Annotated in this window: 16 protein-coding genes; 1 reads left to right on the plus strand and 15 read right to left on the minus strand. The window is 36.9% G+C overall.

The window, feature by feature from the left end:
- The first annotated feature begins 44 nt into the window (after positions 1-44).
- Positions 45-767 (plus strand): ABC transporter ATP-binding protein, encoded by a 723-nt coding sequence (locus H9I37_RS07560; RefSeq protein ID WP_187381834.1) that lies wholly within the window; start codon positions 45-47, stop codon positions 765-767.
- Here the strand turns inward: H9I37_RS07560 and H9I37_RS07565 are convergent.
- The 15 genes from H9I37_RS07565 to H9I37_RS07635 form a co-directional block, all read right to left on the minus strand.
- Complete coding sequence (locus tag H9I37_RS07565) at positions 764-2,026, minus strand: hypothetical protein (RefSeq protein WP_187381835.1); 1,263 nt, start codon at positions 2,024-2,026, stop codon at positions 764-766. The two genes, H9I37_RS07560 and H9I37_RS07565, sit on opposite strands and share 4 nt — an antisense overlap.
- A 3-nt stretch (positions 2,027-2,029) precedes the next feature.
- Entirely contained in the window at positions 2,030-2,818 is a 789-nt protein-coding gene (locus H9I37_RS07570) for an outer membrane lipoprotein-sorting protein (RefSeq protein ID WP_187381836.1), read from the minus strand.
- A gap of 39 nt (positions 2,819-2,857) precedes the next feature.
- On the minus strand, positions 2,858-4,132 hold the full coding sequence (locus tag H9I37_RS07575) for an ABC transporter permease (protein ID WP_187381837.1): 1,275 nt from the start codon (positions 4,130-4,132) through the stop codon (positions 2,858-2,860).
- Entirely contained in the window at positions 4,129-5,661 is a 1,533-nt protein-coding gene (locus H9I37_RS07580) for an ABC transporter permease (protein ID WP_187381838.1), read from the minus strand. The genes H9I37_RS07575 and H9I37_RS07580 overlap by 4 nt, the downstream gene beginning before the upstream one ends.
- Positions 5,576-6,460: a GumC domain-containing protein gene (locus tag H9I37_RS07585; RefSeq protein ID WP_187381839.1), complete on the minus strand. Its 885-nt coding sequence runs from the start codon at positions 6,458-6,460 to the stop codon at positions 5,576-5,578. The genes H9I37_RS07580 and H9I37_RS07585 overlap by 86 nt, the downstream gene beginning before the upstream one ends.
- A 62-nt stretch (positions 6,461-6,522) precedes the next feature.
- Positions 6,523-7,179 carry a DUF6675 family protein gene (locus tag H9I37_RS07590; RefSeq protein WP_187381840.1) on the minus strand — a complete coding sequence of 219 codons (657 nt, stop codon included), beginning with the start codon at positions 7,177-7,179 and terminating at the stop codon, positions 6,523-6,525.
- Between the two features lie 4 nt (positions 7,180-7,183).
- On the minus strand, positions 7,184-8,248 hold the full coding sequence (locus tag H9I37_RS07595) for an MraY family glycosyltransferase (RefSeq protein ID WP_187381841.1): 1,065 nt from the start codon (positions 8,246-8,248) through the stop codon (positions 7,184-7,186).
- Between the two features lie 9 nt (positions 8,249-8,257).
- Complete coding sequence (locus H9I37_RS07600; RefSeq protein WP_187381842.1) at positions 8,258-9,286, minus strand: mannose-1-phosphate guanylyltransferase/mannose-6-phosphate isomerase; 1,029 nt, start codon at positions 9,284-9,286, stop codon at positions 8,258-8,260.
- 69 nt (positions 9,287-9,355) lie between these two features.
- Entirely contained in the window at positions 9,356-10,864 is a 1,509-nt protein-coding gene (gene malQ, locus H9I37_RS07605) for a 4-alpha-glucanotransferase (RefSeq protein ID WP_187381843.1), read from the minus strand.
- Between the two features lie 12 nt (positions 10,865-10,876).
- Complete coding sequence (locus tag H9I37_RS07610) at positions 10,877-11,881, minus strand: LacI family DNA-binding transcriptional regulator (RefSeq protein ID WP_187381844.1); 1,005 nt, start codon at positions 11,879-11,881, stop codon at positions 10,877-10,879.
- A 70-nt stretch (positions 11,882-11,951) separates the two neighbouring features.
- Positions 11,952-12,797, minus strand: coding sequence for a carbohydrate ABC transporter permease (locus tag H9I37_RS07615; RefSeq protein WP_222864192.1), 846 nt, complete (start codon positions 12,795-12,797; stop codon positions 11,952-11,954).
- Positions 12,797-13,663, minus strand: coding sequence for a carbohydrate ABC transporter permease (locus H9I37_RS07620; protein ID WP_187381845.1), 867 nt, complete (start codon positions 13,661-13,663; stop codon positions 12,797-12,799). The genes H9I37_RS07615 and H9I37_RS07620 overlap by 1 nt, the downstream gene beginning before the upstream one ends.
- Positions 13,664-13,756: 93 nt before the next feature.
- Positions 13,757-15,082, minus strand: a complete 1,326-nt coding sequence (locus H9I37_RS07625; protein ID WP_187381846.1) for an ABC transporter substrate-binding protein — start codon at positions 15,080-15,082, stop codon at positions 13,757-13,759.
- Positions 15,083-15,318: 236 nt separating this feature from the next.
- The gene (locus H9I37_RS07630; RefSeq protein ID WP_187381847.1) at positions 15,319-16,971 is read right to left on the minus strand and encodes an ABC-F family ATP-binding cassette domain-containing protein; all 1,653 of its coding nucleotides are present in this window, start codon (positions 16,969-16,971) and stop codon (positions 15,319-15,321) included.
- Between the two features lie 21 nt (positions 16,972-16,992).
- The gene (locus H9I37_RS07635) at positions 16,993-18,690 is read right to left on the minus strand and encodes a DEAD/DEAH box helicase (RefSeq protein WP_187381848.1); all 1,698 of its coding nucleotides are present in this window, start codon (positions 18,688-18,690) and stop codon (positions 16,993-16,995) included.
- Between the last annotated feature and the right edge of the window lie 128 nt (positions 18,691-18,818).

Here is an 18,818-nt window from a genome sequence, read left to right on the forward strand (position 1 = left end):
ACGAGGGGCTATAATGGTTTTATGATTTTTTATATAATAGAGTTATGGCTATAGTTGAGCTCAACAATGTAAGTAAAATTTATCAGATGGGAAAAATCGCTGTAAAAGCAGTCGATAACGCATCATTTAAAATTGAAAAAGGTGATTTTTGCGCAATATCAGGACCTTCAGGCTCTGGAAAATCGACGCTTTTAAATATTATAGGACTGACAGACCTACCTTCTTCCGGGCAGGTGATTTTAAACGGAATCGATATATACAAAGGAATCTCTCTTTCTAAAACAAAACGGATTCCTCTTTCAATTGATTCAAAACTCACCGATTACAGGAGAGCGCTTTTAGGATTTATATTCCAGACTTTCAACTTGATTCCCGTCTTAAATGTGTACGAAAATATCGAGATACCGCTTCACCTTGGGTCATCTCCTGTGACAGCTTCTATGAATAAAAAAGAGCAGACTGAATGGATTGACTTTTTAATTGAAACAACAGGGCTTACAAACTGGAAAAAACATAAGCCAAGTGAACTGAGCGGTGGTCAGCGTCAACGTGTTGCGATTGCAAGAGCTCTGGTGACAAAATGCCCTATCATTCTCGCCGATGAACCTACTGCTAACTTAGATTCAAAAAACGGAGATCAGATTCTTGAACTTATGCATAAATTAAACATGGAATTGAAGACAACTTTTATTTTTTCAACGCACGATCAAAAAATAGTCAGCATGGCTAACCACGTAATAAAAATCAGCGATGGGAAAATTATTTAGAATATTGAATATCCAAGCGAAATTGAAATCGATGTCGACAAAATAAAAACAGGCATCGTGTAAGCGCTTCCGTAACCGATTGCAACTTTGTTTGACAATTCCGCATAAGGCAATATTCCTGCTATTATAAAGTTTACTCCGCCATATCCGTGTTTTTCTGTAACACTATGATGCCATATCGCCCCAACTTTCATATTTTTATCTCTGCCGAGCCTCTTCAATCCGCCTTCAAACGCCAGCCTGTGCTGATATATGTTTGCAGTGCTTTTTGGATTATACTCGCACTGATATTCAATATTAAAACCGATATTCGGATCAAAGCTGTCCCATAATCTGTACAATCCGCATGTAGCAACAATGTCGTTATAACCTTTTCGATTTCTGAGGTTTGAAAAATCTGCAAAATCGGCGATTGCCTGCCCATAAAAATCAAACCCGAGAATTGTTTTCTTAACCTGCCCTCCTACGATTGGAGAAGAGTTCACAGGATAAGATTTGGGTTTTTCAGGCGAAAAGAGAGTTCCAGGAATTTTTGCAAACAACTGAAAACTCGTGTGAAGCATTGTCCATTCAACAGAAGCATACATCCTTATATTTTGTAAGTTATACGAAGTCAAAGAATCTAACGAAGTGACAAACGTCAAATTTGCATAAGTCCATGGAATCATAATTTTCAGCTTAATCGCGCTATCAGAAGCGACTATATCTGAAAGCATCTGCCCCGTTGGAAAAAAAACTCCGTAAACCTTGCCTGTAGTATAATAACTCGAATTATTGAAAATTCTGGTGTAAGACCATGAAAGCCCTACAGTTCCGACTGTCAAATAAACTTTATTCAGCAAAAGATAATCAAAATACAAAGATGAAGGACGGAACATATTTCCGCCGAGCGTCTGGTCAAAATTTGCGTGGAATGCAAAAATAGGGCTCGGCTGTACTGTGAAATTTATAGCATTTTTCAGACTTGCACCAAGTCCAAATTTATTGCTTTCAACTTTCGGATCAGAAGAATGTTGATACCTATCTAAAAAACTTATAGAAGCATCGATATTCCCGTTTAGATGAACCCATTCGTTTATTCTGCAAAACAAAGATTTTGAATTTTCAGATTCATGTTCTTCAACAACAGCATGCTCTATATCTTTTGACTGTTCAAAAAGAGAATCGATATCATCATCTGCATTTTCTTGCGAAAAACATAGACTGAAAACAGACGAAAACGCTGCAACGATAAAAAAAAGTTTTTTAATATCTTTCATAATTTATTTCCGGCTCATCATTTCTAGGTATGGTTTTGTGTAAACAGTATCTTCAACTTTTTCAAAAGCCGCATTCTTGATTGTGATTTGCGTTTTTTCATACTGAACCTTTCCACTGATTTTTTTACCTTTAAGGTTGTCTTGAATCAACATTGATACGGGAATTGAATATTTTCCTGTAGATGAATTGACAGTTTGATAAGACGGAATTGCAGTTGTCCGAAGTTTTTGACCGCTCAACGAGTAATCTTCTTTTTTTCGTGCAAGCCCGTCATCTTTTGTAACCCAGAGTTTTAGCATTGGGTAATCGACTGAATTATCTTTTGCTTTTAGCGTAAACAAAACGCAGTCGAGTTTTCCGAGAGCAACCTCCTCAAAACTTTCAATATCATAGCTTGAGTAATATTTTTGAGGTGCAAAATCAGAATTATTTGCATTTGTGTTTTGAAATTTGTCTTTAGCGCTTGTAAAAGTAAAACGCCTGTCGGCAGGGTCAAAGAACCAGATGTTGTCGTCAAACTGAAGATATCCTTTGCCTTTTTCTCTTTGCGGACCTGTGATTAAAATTGTCCACGCTTTTTTTGAATCGCGGCGGTACATTATTGCTTCAGTTACGTTCTGCCCTTCTCCGGGTTTTGTCTGGACGACTGTATAATTGCCTTTAAAATCAGTATCGTAAAACGAAGAACTCTCTTCAGCCGATTTTAAGAGTTTGCCAGCTTCCGCTTCTGAAATTGCAAAAAGAAACGAAGAAAAAAGCAATGCAACTGCGCTGATAATTATTTTTTTCATTCTATTAATCTCCTAATCTCCTGAATATTTATTACGATTTTATTCTGTCACGGCTAGGGCTTCGCAAGGTGTTACTCTTACAGTATTCCGAACTGCAAACAAAACTGCGGCAAGCGTAGTTACAACAATAAATGAGGAAACAGCTAAAAATGATTTTATGTTAATGATTCCGTGCAGGTGGCCGTTTACAAGGAAGATGTCAAATGCGGGAATAAACGAAAAGCTGAACAAGCTTATTGCAAAACTTATTAGAATCGAAAAAATAAAACCTGCGATACATCCTGCTATCACTAAAATCATTGTTTCTGTAAGAAGCATTGAATAAATTTTAAACCGTCTCATTCCGATCGCTTTATAGATTCCGATTTCGTTTATGCGTTTCATTGCAATTACGCGGAATGTGCTGCTTATTCCTGCCACGATGATGATGACAAGCATAACAATCACAAAAGCAACTATGATTTTCATCGCATCTATGACAACTTTTAAATCTTGAAGGTTAGCGCTCAGTTTAACAAGTGCGTACGGCTGATTTTGTGAATATAAAATTCCTGAATTAAAATATTCTTTTTTGTCTTCGACAGTTTTGTACATGTTGAACTGCGCAGAAAGTGCGTTCCGATATTTTTCGATATATTTATCGTCAAACCCGTCTTTAAAAGAAATGCAGATTCTGTTGCAGAAGTTTGATGGATATCCCCAAGCATTTTTTAATACGTCGATATCCATATACGATGTATACATTCCAAACAAACTCGAATCACGAAAAATTCCTTTTACAATTAGAGGAACAGTGTTTATCTGGTACGAAGCTGTGCGCAGCATAAATGTTATTTCATCGCCGGCATGACATCCGAGCATCTGGGCAATCGGTTCGGAAAGAATTACCCCGTTAGTCCCCTTTATTTCTTTTGCGCTGCCTTCCGTATAGTTAAAACGGGCAAACAAATCTTTTTCCGTGTCAAAATCAACACCTTTGATTATGCGCTGACGAACGCCGGAACCTTCATAATAAAGCGCAGCGTATTCCGCATTTAAATCATAGCGAGGGCTTATGACAGTTTGGCTTGGGAAATATTTTTTTAATTCCTCTACGTTTGAAACAGGCTGGTCAACACCCCAACCGCCTAAAAACTGCAAATCCCCGCCATAATAGAGTTTTGCTTTATCCTCAAGCGCCCTCAGCATTCCATCGACTGTGTAAATGCAAAAAAGAGAAATTCCTGTTCCAAAAAGGCAGACCAGAAAAAGTGAAAGATATTGTTTTTTCCGATATACGATGGAACGAAATCCCATCTTAAAAGAATCTTTCATTTTGCCCCCTGAATTGCAGTTACAGGACTGACTTTCAACGCTTCTATTACAGGATAAATCCAGCCGAGAATTCCGAGAAACAAAATCAAAATGACGAGTTTTATAAAATTTTCACCTGTTATTTCAACAAAAAGCGCATCGGAGCCAAAGAGCTGAATTAAAAATGAATTACTGAACACAATGTGCGCTTTATTTATATAATGAATCACAATCTTACCTGCAAATATGCCGGCAACGCCACCGCTCGCAGAAAGAATAAAAGTTTCAATCATGCATAAAGCCGATATAAAACGCTTTTTTGCACCTACCGCACGTAAAGTCCCGATTTCGCGTGTTCTGTCGAGGATGTTTACAACAAGAGTGTTGTTGACAATTATAAAACCAGCTGCCAAAACTATGACAATTCCTGCATTGAATATTATCCTCATCCAGTAAAGATATAGTGCAGTGCTTCCTGCGGCGTGACGCCAGTCACTTGCAGATACAGCCCAACCTTTTTGTTTGAAAATCTTGTTTAATTTTCGAATAAAACGCTTTGTGTGTGTTTCAGGATTCAACCTAATTATTATGTTATTCCAAGTTGTAGATTCTTGTGACGCATTAACTTCATAATTTTTTTCCGCATTTGAGACTTGAGGAGTATCTTCTGAAAAAACACCTTCAACATCTTGTGAATCGGAAAATAAATCGTCAATATCGCCGTCTTCTGTTATGAGATTTTTGTCTTCTTCGGAAATGTCAATCTGTTCTGCGTCGTACACTTCATTCATATCTAAAAGTGAACGGACTGTAAAAGGATCTGCAATGACAATTCTTCCAAACAACTGATTGTAATTTTGATATTTAAAAATGACAACGACTTTTGCTGCACGAATTCTATAATTTGGACCATCAGCCGCGATAAACTGAATTGTGTCTCCAACTCCAACCCCGAGTTTTGAAGCAACTTCGGAGCATACCATAGCACCGCGTTCTCCGTCTTTGTAAGGCTCTCCGCTGACAATAGAAATTGATTTCATCAAGTCAATGTATTCGGTACCTTTTACGCCAAAGACGTAAAAGCCATTTCTGTTTGCGCCGTCTGCACGTTCGACCATGCAAGCACCGGCTACCTGAGCTGTAAAACCAGAAACTTCTTTAAGAGAAGATAATGTGTCTATGATTTTGGTGTATGGGACTAAAGACGGAATTTCAGTCAACTCTCCGGTGACCGGTGTTTCGTCTCCAAAAAGGCTCTGCTGGATATCAGATTTTGGGCGGATATAACAGTCACCTGTAAAACTTGCAACATAATTAGTCTGAACGCCGTTTTCTGTACTGTCAAAAACAGCATTAGCAATACAAAAAAGAGCGATTGCAAATGCTACAAAAAGAATTATGACATACGAACTTTTTCGAGAAAAAACACTGCGAAATGCAAGCTTAAAAAGCAAAATAAAACCTTTATTTTTTAGAAAGTTTGCCAGAATTCCATGCGTCAGCAATCTTTGAACTTGCCTCTGAATCAGCCTTAATATTTTTGATTGCATTCAACACAAATGCTATGAATATAAAAATAAGCAACGCTGCAAAGAATACGATAGCTAGAGTTTTTAATCGTCCAAGAGGTTCTAAAACAATAAATGGAATTGGCATTAGATAAATAAATGAAGTAAAACTTACCAAAAACTGCTCTATTTTTGTATCTAACTCCTGCATTCTTTGAATAGATGAGCGGTCTGTATTGTCATTGAGAAAACTTTCAGTTTTTCTAAGAGAATCGAGGTTGGTCTTTTTAAACTCTTTAACCAAAGGAAGCAAGGAGTCTTCAAGCTGTTTTTCTGTTTTTGAGACCATGTCGGTTATCAATTGGTCGCAAATATCTTTATTTTCCTGTGGAACTTTTACATAAATTTCAATTGCATTCCCAAGTGGTGAAATATTTATAGTAATGTTTTTATTTTGAAGTCTCAGAATAAAAGAATTATATTGATAATCTGTCAATTTATAAGCGTCTCTATCAAATGCGGGAAAAACTTTGTGTTCTTCCGCCAAAAACTGAGGACGATTTAAATAATAGCCTGCAAGTTTAGAGACCTCTTGAGGAAACAAACTTGACACAGTTTTATCTATTGAATTAATTGACAATGTATATGTTATGTTTAATTCATGAACATTGCTCGGTTTTTGTACGATTGGTAAAACAAATAATTTAACAACTGCAAGCAAAGTCACCGCAGCAGTTCCAATACAAATCAATTTTCTGTATCTGATAAGTACAGCAAAAAGGTCAATCAAACTGATTTCATCATCATTTTTTTCTGTAATAGTTTTATCTTTGTCTTCCATAAGAGGCATATTATCACACGCACAAAAAAAAATCTATCAGTTATTGCAAGCTCAATTAAGTTTTAATTTTCTAAATGTTTTCCGGTAGTATACATTCTTATAAACCAGTTGTTTATGCCGTGAAGCCTTGCCCAGAATGCATTTATTATATACCGCCTAAAAAAAACAGGCAATTTAAATGAAGTTTGCACAGCCAAATACATAACAACAGAAGAACCTTTATCTACTGTCATGATGAAAATTGTAAATTCGCCGGGTTTTATTGCACGAAATAAAAAATTTTCGAGTTTTTTGTTTAGCACGGCAGTACATGTGCAGATATTGTCATGCTGATAAAATTCCGTATCAAAATAAAGCTTCCCGAATGTTTTATCTTTTACATAAAGCATATTTTTATTTTTGTTATATTTTGATTCTGTAAATATAGGTTTTCTTACTTTGTGAACTATATTGTAATAATCAACGCCGCCGCCCATTGTATCTATTTTATTCTGAAGAATTTCATCACACGAAAAATAATTTGATTTTGGAAGCTCAACGACAGATTGATAGCAGTAATTTATTTTATGTAGCTTTTCTAGATTGTATTTGTAAAAGTCTGATAAACATGTTTGGGGTATCAAAGAATAATCAGCTTCCATTGAATCAAAATAAACTTGCGCGTAGAGCGAATTGAGCAACAAAAAGGCGACTATCAAAGAGAGAAATATTTTTTTCATCGGACTATTTTGTAAGATCAGGAACAGGAACTCCAAGCTGATTGTGTTTCTTTAGCACATTCCAATGGATAAAATGGAGCATACTGAATGCAAGTGTTACAAACATCAATGCGAGAATCAAAATCACAGTGCCGAATTTTTCAGGCATAAACATTGAGAGTGCTGCCGAAATACATATTCCACATTGAATTAAAGCAATGACAACTAACGTGCCTTTTATTGAAAGCCCCAGATTCAAAAGTTTGTGATGAAGATGGAGCCTGTCTGGAGCCATTACTGAACGATGGTCTCGAATGCGGCGCCATATTGTCGCAATTGTATCAAACACTGGAATCGATGACAAAAGAAAAACTAGCAAAAATTTATTGAATTCTATTTTTTCTATGTTTATGCTCAAAGGAGTAACCGCAATCATAAAGCCAAGAAACTGGCTTCCACAGTCGCCCATAAATATTTTTGCAGGCGGCATATTGAAAACTAAAAATCCTAAAATCGCTGTGGCAAGAAAAATACAGATAAAACCGTTCATATCGCTCATCACTACACATGTTATTCCAATTGTCATAAAAACAGACAACGATAAAAAGCCGCAAAGAGAATCTAGCCCGTCTATTAAATTATATGCATTTATTAAGCCGAGACACCATCCGAACGTAAGAAGATAGCTGAACCACAACGGCAACTTCCATCCGCAAATCGATTCAAATCTAAAGCCATTTAACACGACAATTGTCACTGCGATTATCTGTACACAAAGTTTTATAACTGCACGAATATCTAAAAAATCGTCTAAAATGCAAAAAAAGAAAATTATAGAGCCTGAGACGATGAGAGGAACGCTGTGTTTTACAGGAATTCCTTTGAAAACTAAACTGTAAACGACAAGCGCTGCAAAAAAAGACAATACAAACGCAACTCCGCCGAGTCTTGGAATGTTTCCTGTGTGAATTTTTCTAGCATTTGTAGAATCATAAAAACTGTATTTTTTACAGAAGATAATCACAACTTTTGTCAAAAAAAGAGATATCAAAAATGCCACTGCGGCGATGATAATTGGAATAATATACATATAAAACCTCTAGAGATTTTTAATCTCTTCTGCTGCTTTTTTTACATCTTGAACTTTGTCTTTTGCAGCGACTAAAATCGTATTTTCCGATTCAACAATGACAATGTCTCTAAGCCCAATCACCGCGATTGGCTTTTTTACCGAGTGAACGTATGAGTTTTTAGTATCAAGCATCAGTGCCTTCCCTTTTAATACGTTTCCATGTTCATCTTTTTTGTTTATATCCCACAACGCTGCCCACGAGCCGACATCGCTCCAGCCGGCATCGAGTTTTACAACTTTGCCTTTTTTTGTGTGCTCCATCACAGCGTAGTCAATTGAATTTCCTTTAATTTTTTCAAAACTTTTTTTATCAAGCCGTATAAAATCATTTTCAACTACAGCGTTTTCATAAGACTGTTTAGAAAGCATCTCCATCTCCGGTTCAAATTTTTCAAGCTCTGAAAGGAACGTTGAAGCTTTAAAAACAAACATCCCACTGTTCCAAGAATATTGACCGCTTGCGATGTATTCTTCGGCTTTTTCAAGGCAAGGTTTTTCTACAAACTTTTCAAGGTTGTCGTTCCCTTTTATATATCCGTACCCTGTAGAAGGAAAAGTTGGGACAATTCCAAACGTTACGAGGTAGCCTTCTAAAGCTTTTTCTGCAGCGATTTTTATAGCTGCCTGAAATTTCTCTTCATCAGCTATCACGTGGTCGCTTGGAAAAACTGCAACGATTGCGTTTTTATCTTCATTGAGAGCAGCACAACATGCGGCAGCAATTGCAGGTGCTGTATTTTTTGCGACAGGTTCAAGCAAAATCTTAGGCTTTTTATCGCTGACTTCCGAGAGTTGCTCAGCGACTAAAAACCTGTGGTTTTCATTGCAGGAGATTATAGGAGCAGAGCACTCTACCCCTTTTAATCGGAGTAAAGTGTTCTGAATCATTGTGAAATTGTTTGTAAGTTTTAAAAACTGTTTTGGAATTTCTGATGTTGAAAGCGGCCACAGGCGAGAGCCGCTGCCACCACTTAAAATTACAGGTGTTATACGCATATATTTTGTATTTTAATAATTTTCACTGCGTTAGTCATCATAATTTACATCAGATATTTATCAGTTGTTTTACTGACAGATTTTTTCATTTTTGCGTCCATAAATCTTTGTATATTTTCCCAAAAACTCAACGATGTCATCACTGAACTGATCTGATGTTGCGCGCCATTTCCAGTTTTCGCCGACTGTTGAAGGAGTGTTCATTCTTCCTTCCTTTCCGCAACCGATTAAATCCTGCATTGTCAAGATGCATGTGTTTGCAACGCTAGAAATCCCTGAGAGCATCATTTCTTCTCTGACTTTTGACTTATCTGTAATTCTGTAATAATCCATTGCAGCCTGAACAAATTGTTCTTTTTCCTGTTCAACCCACTGATTGATTGTGCAGTTATCGTGAGTTCCTGTATAAACTACGCAGTTTTTCGGAAATTCATAAGGGATATATCCGTTTTTGTCATTTGCATCAAAAGCAAATTGAAGGACTTTCATTCCCGGGAAACCTGTATCTTTTAAAAGCTGACGCACGGTGTCTGTCACATAGCCAAGATCTTCTGCAATGATAGGAAGTTCACCAAAACTGTCTTTAAGCTCTTTGAACAAATCCATTCCCGGACCTTTTTTCCATTCCCCGATTTTGGCATCTATTGAACCGTATTTTACAGAGTAGAAAGTGTCGAATCCGCGGAAATGATCGATTCTTAAAATATCGTAAATTTTCAGACTAGATGTAATTCTCTGCTTCCACCATTTAAAACCTGTTTTTTTACAGTAATCCCAGCGGTAGACAGGATTTCCCCAAAGCTGACCTCCCAAAGCGTAAGCGTCAGGTGGACAACCGGCAACTTCAATAGGAATGTGATTTTCATCAAGCATAAAAATCTCAGGATTAGTCCAAACATCAGCGCTGTCGGCAGCAACATAAATCGGAATATCACCGATTATGCTGATTCCTTTTTTATTTGCATAATCTTTTAGAGAAAACCACTGTTTGAAAAACAGATATTGAAGAATTTTATAATATTCTATTCTGTCTGAACATTTTTTTGTCCACTTTTCTACGGCAGAACTTTCATGCAAAAGAATATCTTTTTCCCAATTGATAAAAGATGACCCGTTGTGTTCGTCTTTTATTGCCATAAATAGCGCATAATCTTGAAGCCAGAAATCATTTTTTTTACAAAATTCGTGATAGTCGGCTGGAATATTTTTTTCAAAATTCTTCTGAATCAATTTAAAAATCTTGTGGCGCTCAACGTAAAGAATTCCGTAATCAACTTTTTTTTCGGATTCACACCATTTTACATTTTTGTAATCTTGAGCGGAAATTAAACCGTCTTTTTCAAGAAGCTCAAAATCTATAAAATACGGATTTCCTGCAAAAGTCGAAAAACTCTGATATGGAGAGTCTCCATAACTCGTAGGACAGATTGGAAGAATTTGCCAATATGTTTGTCCGCTTTTTACAAGAAAGTCTACAAATGCAAAAGCATGCTTTCCCATTGTTCCAATACCGGTTTCACCCGGCAAAGACGAAATGTGCATTAAAACACCGTTAGAGCGTTTATCTAATAAAGACATAAAAACACCTTATCAATTTATTTTTTTTACGCTTTCACCTTTTATAAACTCAAATGGAATGATTTTATGACAAGGATTAGCGTTTTTTTCTATACAATCGAGCAAAACAGAAAGCCCTTCTCTTGCAAGTTCATCAGCGTTTTGCCGAATTGTCGTAATTCTTGGACAAAAATAATTGGCCAGCGAGATTCCGTCAAATCCTATGATAGAAAATCTTTCTGGCACAGAATAATTCATGTCTCTAAGTTGCCTGCAGGCGCCAATAGCCATCGCATCTGACATTGTAAATATTGCAGTAATATCAGGATTCCTTTTTATAAGATTTTTTACAGCCGCTTCACCACCTTCAAAGGAATATTTGGAAGGCTCATACGACTTTTCAAAATCAAAACTGAGATTAGCTTCATCCATCGCTTTGAGGAATCCTTCATAACGGATAGTAGAAAGGCCTGTATCAAGTGCACCGCCAATCACTCCAATATTTTTATGTCCGTTTTCAATCAAATGCTTTGCAGAAAAATAAGAAGCCTCAAAGTTGTCGATGCTTACGCTTGAAACATATTTACTGTCTAAAGTGTGAGCTTGATTTGAAATAAGGACACTAGGTTCGTGAACCCTTTCAAAATCATCGGCAAGTTTGTCCGGGCTTCCACCTAAAAAAATTATGCCAAGAGGTTTCTGCTCACAAGCAATGCGAGTGGCATTTAATCCTTCATCATCGTTTTCATCAAGGACTACGACGCTTGCAGTATATGGAAGCGGTTCTAGCATTTTTTGAATTCTTTCCAAAAGGCTAGTCAAAAGAATACTTGAGGTTCCTTTTACAATAATCACAAGATTGTTTCGTTCCTGAGATTTCAGCAGTTTAGCATTTGTGTTCAAAAAAAATCCATACTTTTCAACAACAGCCATAACCTTTTGACGCGTTTTATCACTGACATCAGGATGATTATTAAGAACTCTCGAAACTGTACCAATGGCACAATCACATTCTTTTGCAATATCTTTTATTGTCATACCACTTTCCTAAATAAAATCAATGAACCGTCCAAAAATTAAATTTTTAGACAGAACATTGTTGCAAACATTATCCTTTTACAGCTCCGGCAATTACACCTTTTATAATGTACTTTTGTGAACCCATGTAAAATGCAATGATAGGAATAACTGACAAAACCAGCATTGCCATGAATCCGCCGTAATCTGTAGAACCGTAAGCACCCTGCATTGCAATTTGAATTGCAACAGGAACTGTCTTGTGGTCAGAACCAAGTACAAGATAAGGAAGAAGGAAGTCGTTCCAAACCCACATTGCATTCAAAACCGCAACAGTAATTGAAGTAGGCTTTAACATCGGAAAAACAATCAGGAAAAATCTCTGAATAGGATTACATCCATCAATTTTTGCAGCTTCCTCTATTTCTAGCGGGAGTCCTTTGACAAAACCTGAAAACATAAATACTGAGAGCCCAGCTCCAAAACCAAGGTATACAAGAACTACTCCAAAAATATTTGAAAAATAAATTGAAGTTACAACAAAAGTCATCGTGTACATCACCATCTGGAATGGTACAATCATACTGAATACAAATATGTAATACAATAGTTTTGTAACTTTGTCTTTTACGCGCACAATGTACCATGCAGTCATCGATGAGCATAAGACAATCAAAACAACTGAAAATATACTTACAAAGACAGAGCGAAAGAACGCTAATAAAAATCCTGAAGTAGTAAGCCCATTTAGATAGTTTTCAAAACCGACGAACATGTCGCCGCTAGGCCATGCAAATGGTTGAATAGACACGTAAAATCTTGCCTTAAATGAATTCATAAAAACAAGAATGACTGGAAAAACGAAAACACAAGTTAAAATAATCAAAATTCCGAGTGTAATAAAATTATTTACAGCTCTTTTTTCTCTCATCAGCATTATTGTTCAATCTCCTTTCTACCTGTAGCACGCAACTGAATAAACGCAATTAAAGCTACGATGATAAAGAAAATTACGGCTTTAGCCTGAGCTACACCGTGCCAATTTGCATTTCTATTGTAAAATGTCTGATAAATATTCAAAGCCAACATCTCAGTTGTTTTTTCCGGAGCTCCTGCTGTAAGAGCAAGGTTCTGGTCAAACATCTTAAATGAGTTAGACAATGTCAAAAATGTACAGATTGTGATAGCTGGCATTACCATTGGAATCTTTACATGAAATAAAATTCTGAAACCGGATGCGCCATCAATCTGTGCAGCCTCAAGCAAATCTTCCGGAACATTCTGAAGACCGGCGATGTATATAACCATCATATAACCTATATGCTGCCAGTTTGTAAGGATGACAAGTCCCCAAAAACCGTATTCTGTTTTAAAAGAAATATCTGCACCAAAATAACGAAGTAAAACACCGTTCAAAAGAAGATTCCAGATATATCCTAATACGATACCTCCGATAAGGTTTGGCATAAAAAATATTGATCTGAAAAAATTTGTTCCTTTTATTCCTTTTGTGAGCATCAATGCCAGAGCAAAAGCAAATACATTTACGGTAATAATTGAAACAACTGTGAATATCGAAGTAAATTCAAGAGCATGTAAGAACTCGTTATCAACAGTAAACGCCTTAATATAATTCTTAAAGCCTACAAATGATGTAATATCCGTAACTGTAGTAAATTTAGTAAAAGACAATCCAATACCCATAAAAAAAGGAACTACAAAAAACAGAGTAAAGCAAATCAATGTAGGTAAAACAAATATTGGAAAATATCTTCGTATAGAATTTCTACCCTTATTTTTCATCTTTTCCTCCAACAAGATTTTTTTTGATTATAAAAAGAGCGGATTTAAGATTTTATAAATCCGCTCTGTGATAAACATCTCTAATAGCTAAAATTAGTCAGCCATTGCACTTTCTGTAGCCCAGTCAGAAACTACCTGTGCTTTTACTTCGTCCCAAGATTTAGAACCCTGAGCGTAGCGGAGCAATGAAGCACCAAAGTTGTCTTTGAATCTTCTGCTAGGGAACAATGTGAAGTTCCATGCAACAGATGTTATGCCAGGCATATCCATCCATCGGAGGATTTCTTTTGCCAATGGATCTGTAGGTTTTTCATTGTCAGCAAATGTATCAAATGGAGCGATGAATCTGAGTTTGTTCAATACATAGTCTTTACCCGTCTTTGAAGAGTACAACCAATAGATAAAGTCAGCAGTTGCTTTCTGGTCTTCTTTAGAAGCTTTTGAGTTGATACTGAAGAAGTTTTCTGTTCCAATACAAAGTCCCTGATTTTCTTCACCTGCAACACCTGTGTAGATTGGGAGATATTTTACGTTTTCAGCTTTTACTTTGTTTCCTGAAACACCTGCAATCTGTCCCCAAGCCCAGTTTCCGTTCTGTACCATAGCACATTCTTCAAGAGCAAATTCAGCCATAGAGTTTTCAACAGTTTTTACACCTGTGTTTTTAGCAGGAATAACTGAATCGTTCAAATAAAGGTCAAAAATGTTCTGATATTCCTTTGCGTACTGGAATGTGATTTTCTTTGTTGCGTCGGAAGAAAGATCAATTTTGTTGTTTTTGAATTCATAGTAGATAGGAAGGTTTGCAAGGTGAGTCTGCCATCGCCAGTTATCTCCTGCTTTCAGTGATGTAGAAGCGAAGACACCTTTGATTTTAAGAGCTGAAGCGTTTCTCTGCATATCATCAGCAACTTCTTTGAGTGCGGCAAAGTTCTTTACTTCGTCCATAGATTTATATTTTGTTGCTTTGTTTGGAAGAGCAAAATATCTGTCTGTAATTGCTTTGTTGTAAATGATACCATATCCTTCAACTACATAAGGAATACCATAAACTTTTCCCTTGTTAGTTATAGCAAGAGATTTATCTGTAAGGTGTTTGTAGAGTTCTGTCTTTGAAAGATCTGCACAGTAGTTCTTCCAGTTAGCATATCCACGTGGTCCATTGATCTGGAACAATGTTGGAGCCTGCGATTTGATAGACATTTTCGCAGAGAGTGTAGATTCGTACTGGTTATTTGCTGCGGTTTCAATAATAATTTTTACGCCAGTTTCTTTTTCATAATCAGCTGCCAATTCCTGGTATACATCTGCAACTTCCGGCTTTCCGTTCAAAAAGCGAACCTGCCCCTTTTTTGCTGCCCCGAACATTGATGCAGCAGCAGCCAACAACATTGTTGTTGCCAAAATAATTTTTTTCATTTTTTCCTCCTGTGAAAAAAAATTTTTAAATATTTTTGTAATAGATTTGAAACGTTACCGAAAACGTTTCAAACCATTTATAGGTTATCACCGGATATTCGAGCTGTCAATTTTTTTTTAGATATTTTCGTTTTTTTTATGCAGAAAAAAAATTCTGTAAAAAAAAAGACCTGGCATAAAAAATGTACGGGTCTTTTACATTGGGTAAGAAAAAAAAATCAAAAGTAAGATAATTTTTACACTCTATATTTGATTCGTTTTCCGGTTCCTTCATAGAGTTTCTGGCGCTGTTCCGTAATTGTATTATCGCTGATATAGTCGTCGAACGACATCATACGGTCAATAACACCGTTCGGGGTGATCTCAACAATACGGTTTGCAATAGACTGAATAAACTCGTGGTCGTGAGAAGAGAACAAAAGAACTCCAGTGAACGCTATCAAGCCTTCGTTCAAAGACTGAATCGCTTCAAGGTCGAGATGGTTTGTAGGGTCGTCCATTGTGATGCAGTTTGCCCCGCTGAGCATCAATTTAGAGAGCATACATCTGACTTTTTCGCCACCGGAGAGAACTTTTACTTTTTTCAAAGATTCATCGCCGCTAAAAAGCATTCTTCCGAGAAACCCGCGAACATAAGAATCATCCTGTTCTTTTGAATATTGTTTGAGCCATTCAGTGATATTCAAATCATTGTTGAAATTTTCGTTGTTATCGCGAGGAAGATAAGATTGACTTGTCGTTGTTCCCCAGAAAAACTCACCGCTTGCCGGTTTTATTTTTCCATTTATGATGTCGAACAAGGCTGTGATTGAATTGTGTTCAATACCAACAAAAGCAACTTTATCTGTTCTGTTGATTTTTAGATTGAAATCTTTTAGCAAAACATTGCCGTCCTGATCAGTATAATTCAAATTTTTAATTTCCAAGACGTTGTTTCCGATTTCCCGATCAGTCTTAAATGCCACATAAGGAAATTTTCGTGTTGAAACAGGAATATCTTCAAGAGAATCTGCCAATTTATCGTAGATTTTTTTACGAGAAGTAGCCTGCTTTGCTTTAGAAGCATTTGATGAGAATCTCAAGATGAATTCGCGAAGATCTTTCATTTTATCTTCTGTTTTCTTCTGCTGGTCATGAGCTTGGCGCTGCATAACCTGGGTCATCTGATACCAGAAATCGTAGTTACCGCTGAACTGAGTGATTTTACCAAAATCGATATCACATATATATGTACAAACTGTGTTCAAGAAGTGGCGGTCGTGGGAAACAACTATCACAGTGTTTTCAAAATCCAAAAGGAAGTTTTCGAGCCATGTGATTGATTCAATATCAAGACCGTTTGTAGGTTCGTCTAAAAGCAATGCATCAGGATTGCCGTAAATCGCCTGAGCAAGCAAAACACGAACCTTCTGACTTTCATCTAGTTCTCCCATCATCTTATCGTGAAACTGCTCTTCAAGACCCAATCCTGAGAGCATCTGCTCAATCTGATTTTCTGCTTCGTACCCGCCAAGCTCTCCGAATTCAGCTTCAAGTTCCGCAGATTTGATTCCGTCTTCTTCAGTAAAATCAGCCTTAGCGTAGATTTCGTCGCGAGCTTTAGAAACTTCATAAAGTTTTGGAAACCCCATCATGACAGTATCTTTTACAGAATACTGGTCAAAAGCAAAGTGGTCTTGTTTTAAAACAGCCATGCGTTCGCCGGGAGTCATAAATATTTCACCGGAATCTTTTTCAAGTTCCCCTGAAAGCAGTTTTAAAAACGTAGACTTTCCTGCCCCGTTTGCACCTGTGATGCCGTAACAGTTGCCTTTATTGAATTTTAGATTTACATCTTTAAAAAGCGGTTTCTCACCAAAAGAAACGCTGACATTGCTTACTGTAATCAATTATATTTCCTCAATTATTTTTTATTTTCCAAAAATAGATTTTATCTTTTGGAATAATGACATCTTCTTTTCAGGAGATTTTTTGTTATCATTATAAGATTTTTTATAGTTTTTCTTATAATCGGCTTTTTTGTATGTTGATTTTTTATAATCACCTTTTTTGTAAACACTTTTTTTATATTCACCGTTGATGTTTTTCTTGTTTTTGTCGAAAGACTTTTTGTTACCGTTTTTGTTGCCGGCGCTTTTATCAGCAGGAGCAGAATATACTTCTTTGTAAAGCTTCATGCGCTCTTCATAAGAAAGTCCTTCGAGTTTTGCAGGATCGATGTATGGCTTGCGTTCTCTTTTACGCTCATCTTTGCTCTGATTTTTTTTGAAATCTTTGCGGTCGCCTTTTTTGAAATCTTTTTTCCCGTCTTTGCTATATGATTTACGTTCGCCCACTCGCCCACGCTCACTTCGCCTGTTGTGAAAGTCACCGTTTTTACCTTTTTTGTATCCGTCTCGGTTGTCATTTTCATCATCGTCGTGCCAGTTTTCTGTTTTGATATAGACACCGGCAGATTTATCTTCTTCCATCTGGTCTGAATAAGCTACAGTTGCAGGAATTTGCATTTCTATATAGCGCTCGATAGCTGGAAGATTGTATACATTTTGTTCCGAACAGAATGTATATGCTTTGCCTGATTTTCCGGCGCGTGCCGTTCTTCCAATACGGTGGACATAGTTTTCAGCTTCTACAGGCAGGTCATAGTTGATAACCATAGCAAGGTCGTCTATGTCGATTCCGCGAGCGGCAACATCAGTTGCAATCAGAGTTTTGATTTCGCCAGCTTTAAAAGATTTTAAGATTTGGAGGCGTTTTGACTGTGGCAAATCTCCAATTAAAAAATCACACTTTATATCATTGAGCTGAAGCCTTTTTGCAACAACTTCACAAGTGCGTTTTGTGTTACAGAAGATGATTGCGCTTTCAGGAGTCTCGTGTTTAAGAATTCCAAGCAAAAGTTTCATTTTATCATCGCTCGAAACGTGCAACAGTTCCTGTTGAATTTCACTCACGGTGATGTTTTCAGATTCGATTGTGATTTCTATCGGGTCGCGAGTGTATTCCCATGCAAGGTTTTTCACATACGAATTGAGCGTTGCGGAAAAAAGCATCGTCTGGCGCTCTTCCGCAGCAGGAAGGCATTTTAAAATTTGACGAAGGTCGGCGTAAAATCCCATATCAAACATGCGGTCTGCTTCATCTATAACGCAAAATTTTGTATCTGCAAGAGAGAGATTGGCGCTTTCGTTCAGGTCTATAACGCGGCCTGGAGTTCCGATGACTATATCAACGCCTTTTTTGAGGTTTGCGATCTGTTTTTCATAACCTACTCCACCATAAACGGAAAAAACTTTCAGACCGCTTGTTCCTACAAGGACTTTTGCTTCTTCTTCTATCTGGACTGCGAGTTCGCGAGTTGGTGCCAAAATCAAACATTTTTTTCCCTTGTTTTCTTGTTTGAGCATTTCTTCGATTACGGCTGTAAGATAAGCACAAGTTTTACCTGTTCCAGTCTGCGACTGAACATACAAATCCGGTCCCTTTGAACCGGCAGTCGATTTTGAAGCTTTGATCACTTGTTCTTGAACCGGCGTACAACTAACATAACCGGCAGCTTCAATTCCTTTCAAAAGTCTTTCATCAAGACCTAATTCATTAAAATCCATAATGATTCCTTTACGAAACTGTAAAAAAAGCAACAAACTTTTGAAACAGTCTCAATCAATATTATTTACAATTATTTACACAGTGCACACAGGCTCCGAGATAATTTTCATTCATATTCAGTACACCT

The sequence above is a fragment of the Treponema sp. Marseille-Q3903 genome (assembly GCF_014334335.1).
Taxonomy (GTDB): Bacteria; Spirochaetota; Spirochaetia; order Treponematales; family Treponemataceae; genus Treponema_D.

What these genes read in the sequence shown, in the direction of transcription:
- H9I37_RS07560 (WP_187381834.1), top strand. Translation starts at nt 45, where the DNA reads ATGGCTATAGTTGAGCTCAACAATGTAAGTAAAATTTATCAGATGGGA.
- H9I37_RS07565 (WP_187381835.1), bottom strand. Translation starts at nt 2,026, where the DNA reads ATGAAAGATATTAAAAAACTTTTTTTTATCGTTGCAGCGTTTTCGTCT.
- H9I37_RS07570 (WP_187381836.1), bottom strand. Translation starts at nt 2,818, where the DNA reads ATGAAAAAAATAATTATCAGCGCAGTTGCATTGCTTTTTTCTTCGTTT.
- H9I37_RS07575 (WP_187381837.1), bottom strand. Translation starts at nt 4,132, where the DNA reads ATGAAAGATTCTTTTAAGATGGGATTTCGTTCCATCGTATATCGGAAA.
- H9I37_RS07580 (WP_187381838.1), bottom strand. Translation starts at nt 5,661, where the DNA reads ATGCAATCAAAAATATTAAGGCTGATTCAGAGGCAAGTTCAAAGATTG.
- H9I37_RS07585 (WP_187381839.1), bottom strand. Translation starts at nt 6,460, where the DNA reads ATGGAAGACAAAGATAAAACTATTACAGAAAAAAATGATGATGAAATC.
- H9I37_RS07590 (WP_187381840.1), bottom strand. Translation starts at nt 7,179, where the DNA reads ATGAAAAAAATATTTCTCTCTTTGATAGTCGCCTTTTTGTTGCTCAAT.
- H9I37_RS07595 (WP_187381841.1), bottom strand. Translation starts at nt 8,248, where the DNA reads ATGTATATTATTCCAATTATCATCGCCGCAGTGGCATTTTTGATATCT.
- H9I37_RS07600 (WP_187381842.1), bottom strand. Translation starts at nt 9,286, where the DNA reads ATGCGTATAACACCTGTAATTTTAAGTGGTGGCAGCGGCTCTCGCCTG.
- malQ (WP_187381843.1), bottom strand. Translation starts at nt 10,864, where the DNA reads ATGTCTTTATTAGATAAACGCTCTAACGGTGTTTTAATGCACATTTCG.
- H9I37_RS07610 (WP_187381844.1), bottom strand. Translation starts at nt 11,881, where the DNA reads ATGACAATAAAAGATATTGCAAAAGAATGTGATTGTGCCATTGGTACA.
- H9I37_RS07615 (WP_222864192.1), bottom strand. Translation starts at nt 12,797, where the DNA reads ATGCTGATGAGAGAAAAAAGAGCTGTAAATAATTTTATTACACTCGGA.
- H9I37_RS07620 (WP_187381845.1), bottom strand. Translation starts at nt 13,663, where the DNA reads ATGAAAAATAAGGGTAGAAATTCTATACGAAGATATTTTCCAATATTT.
- H9I37_RS07625 (WP_187381846.1), bottom strand. Translation starts at nt 15,082, where the DNA reads ATGAAAAAAATTATTTTGGCAACAACAATGTTGTTGGCTGCTGCTGCA.
- H9I37_RS07635 (WP_187381848.1), bottom strand. Translation starts at nt 18,690, where the DNA reads ATGGATTTTAATGAATTAGGTCTTGATGAAAGACTTTTGAAAGGAATT.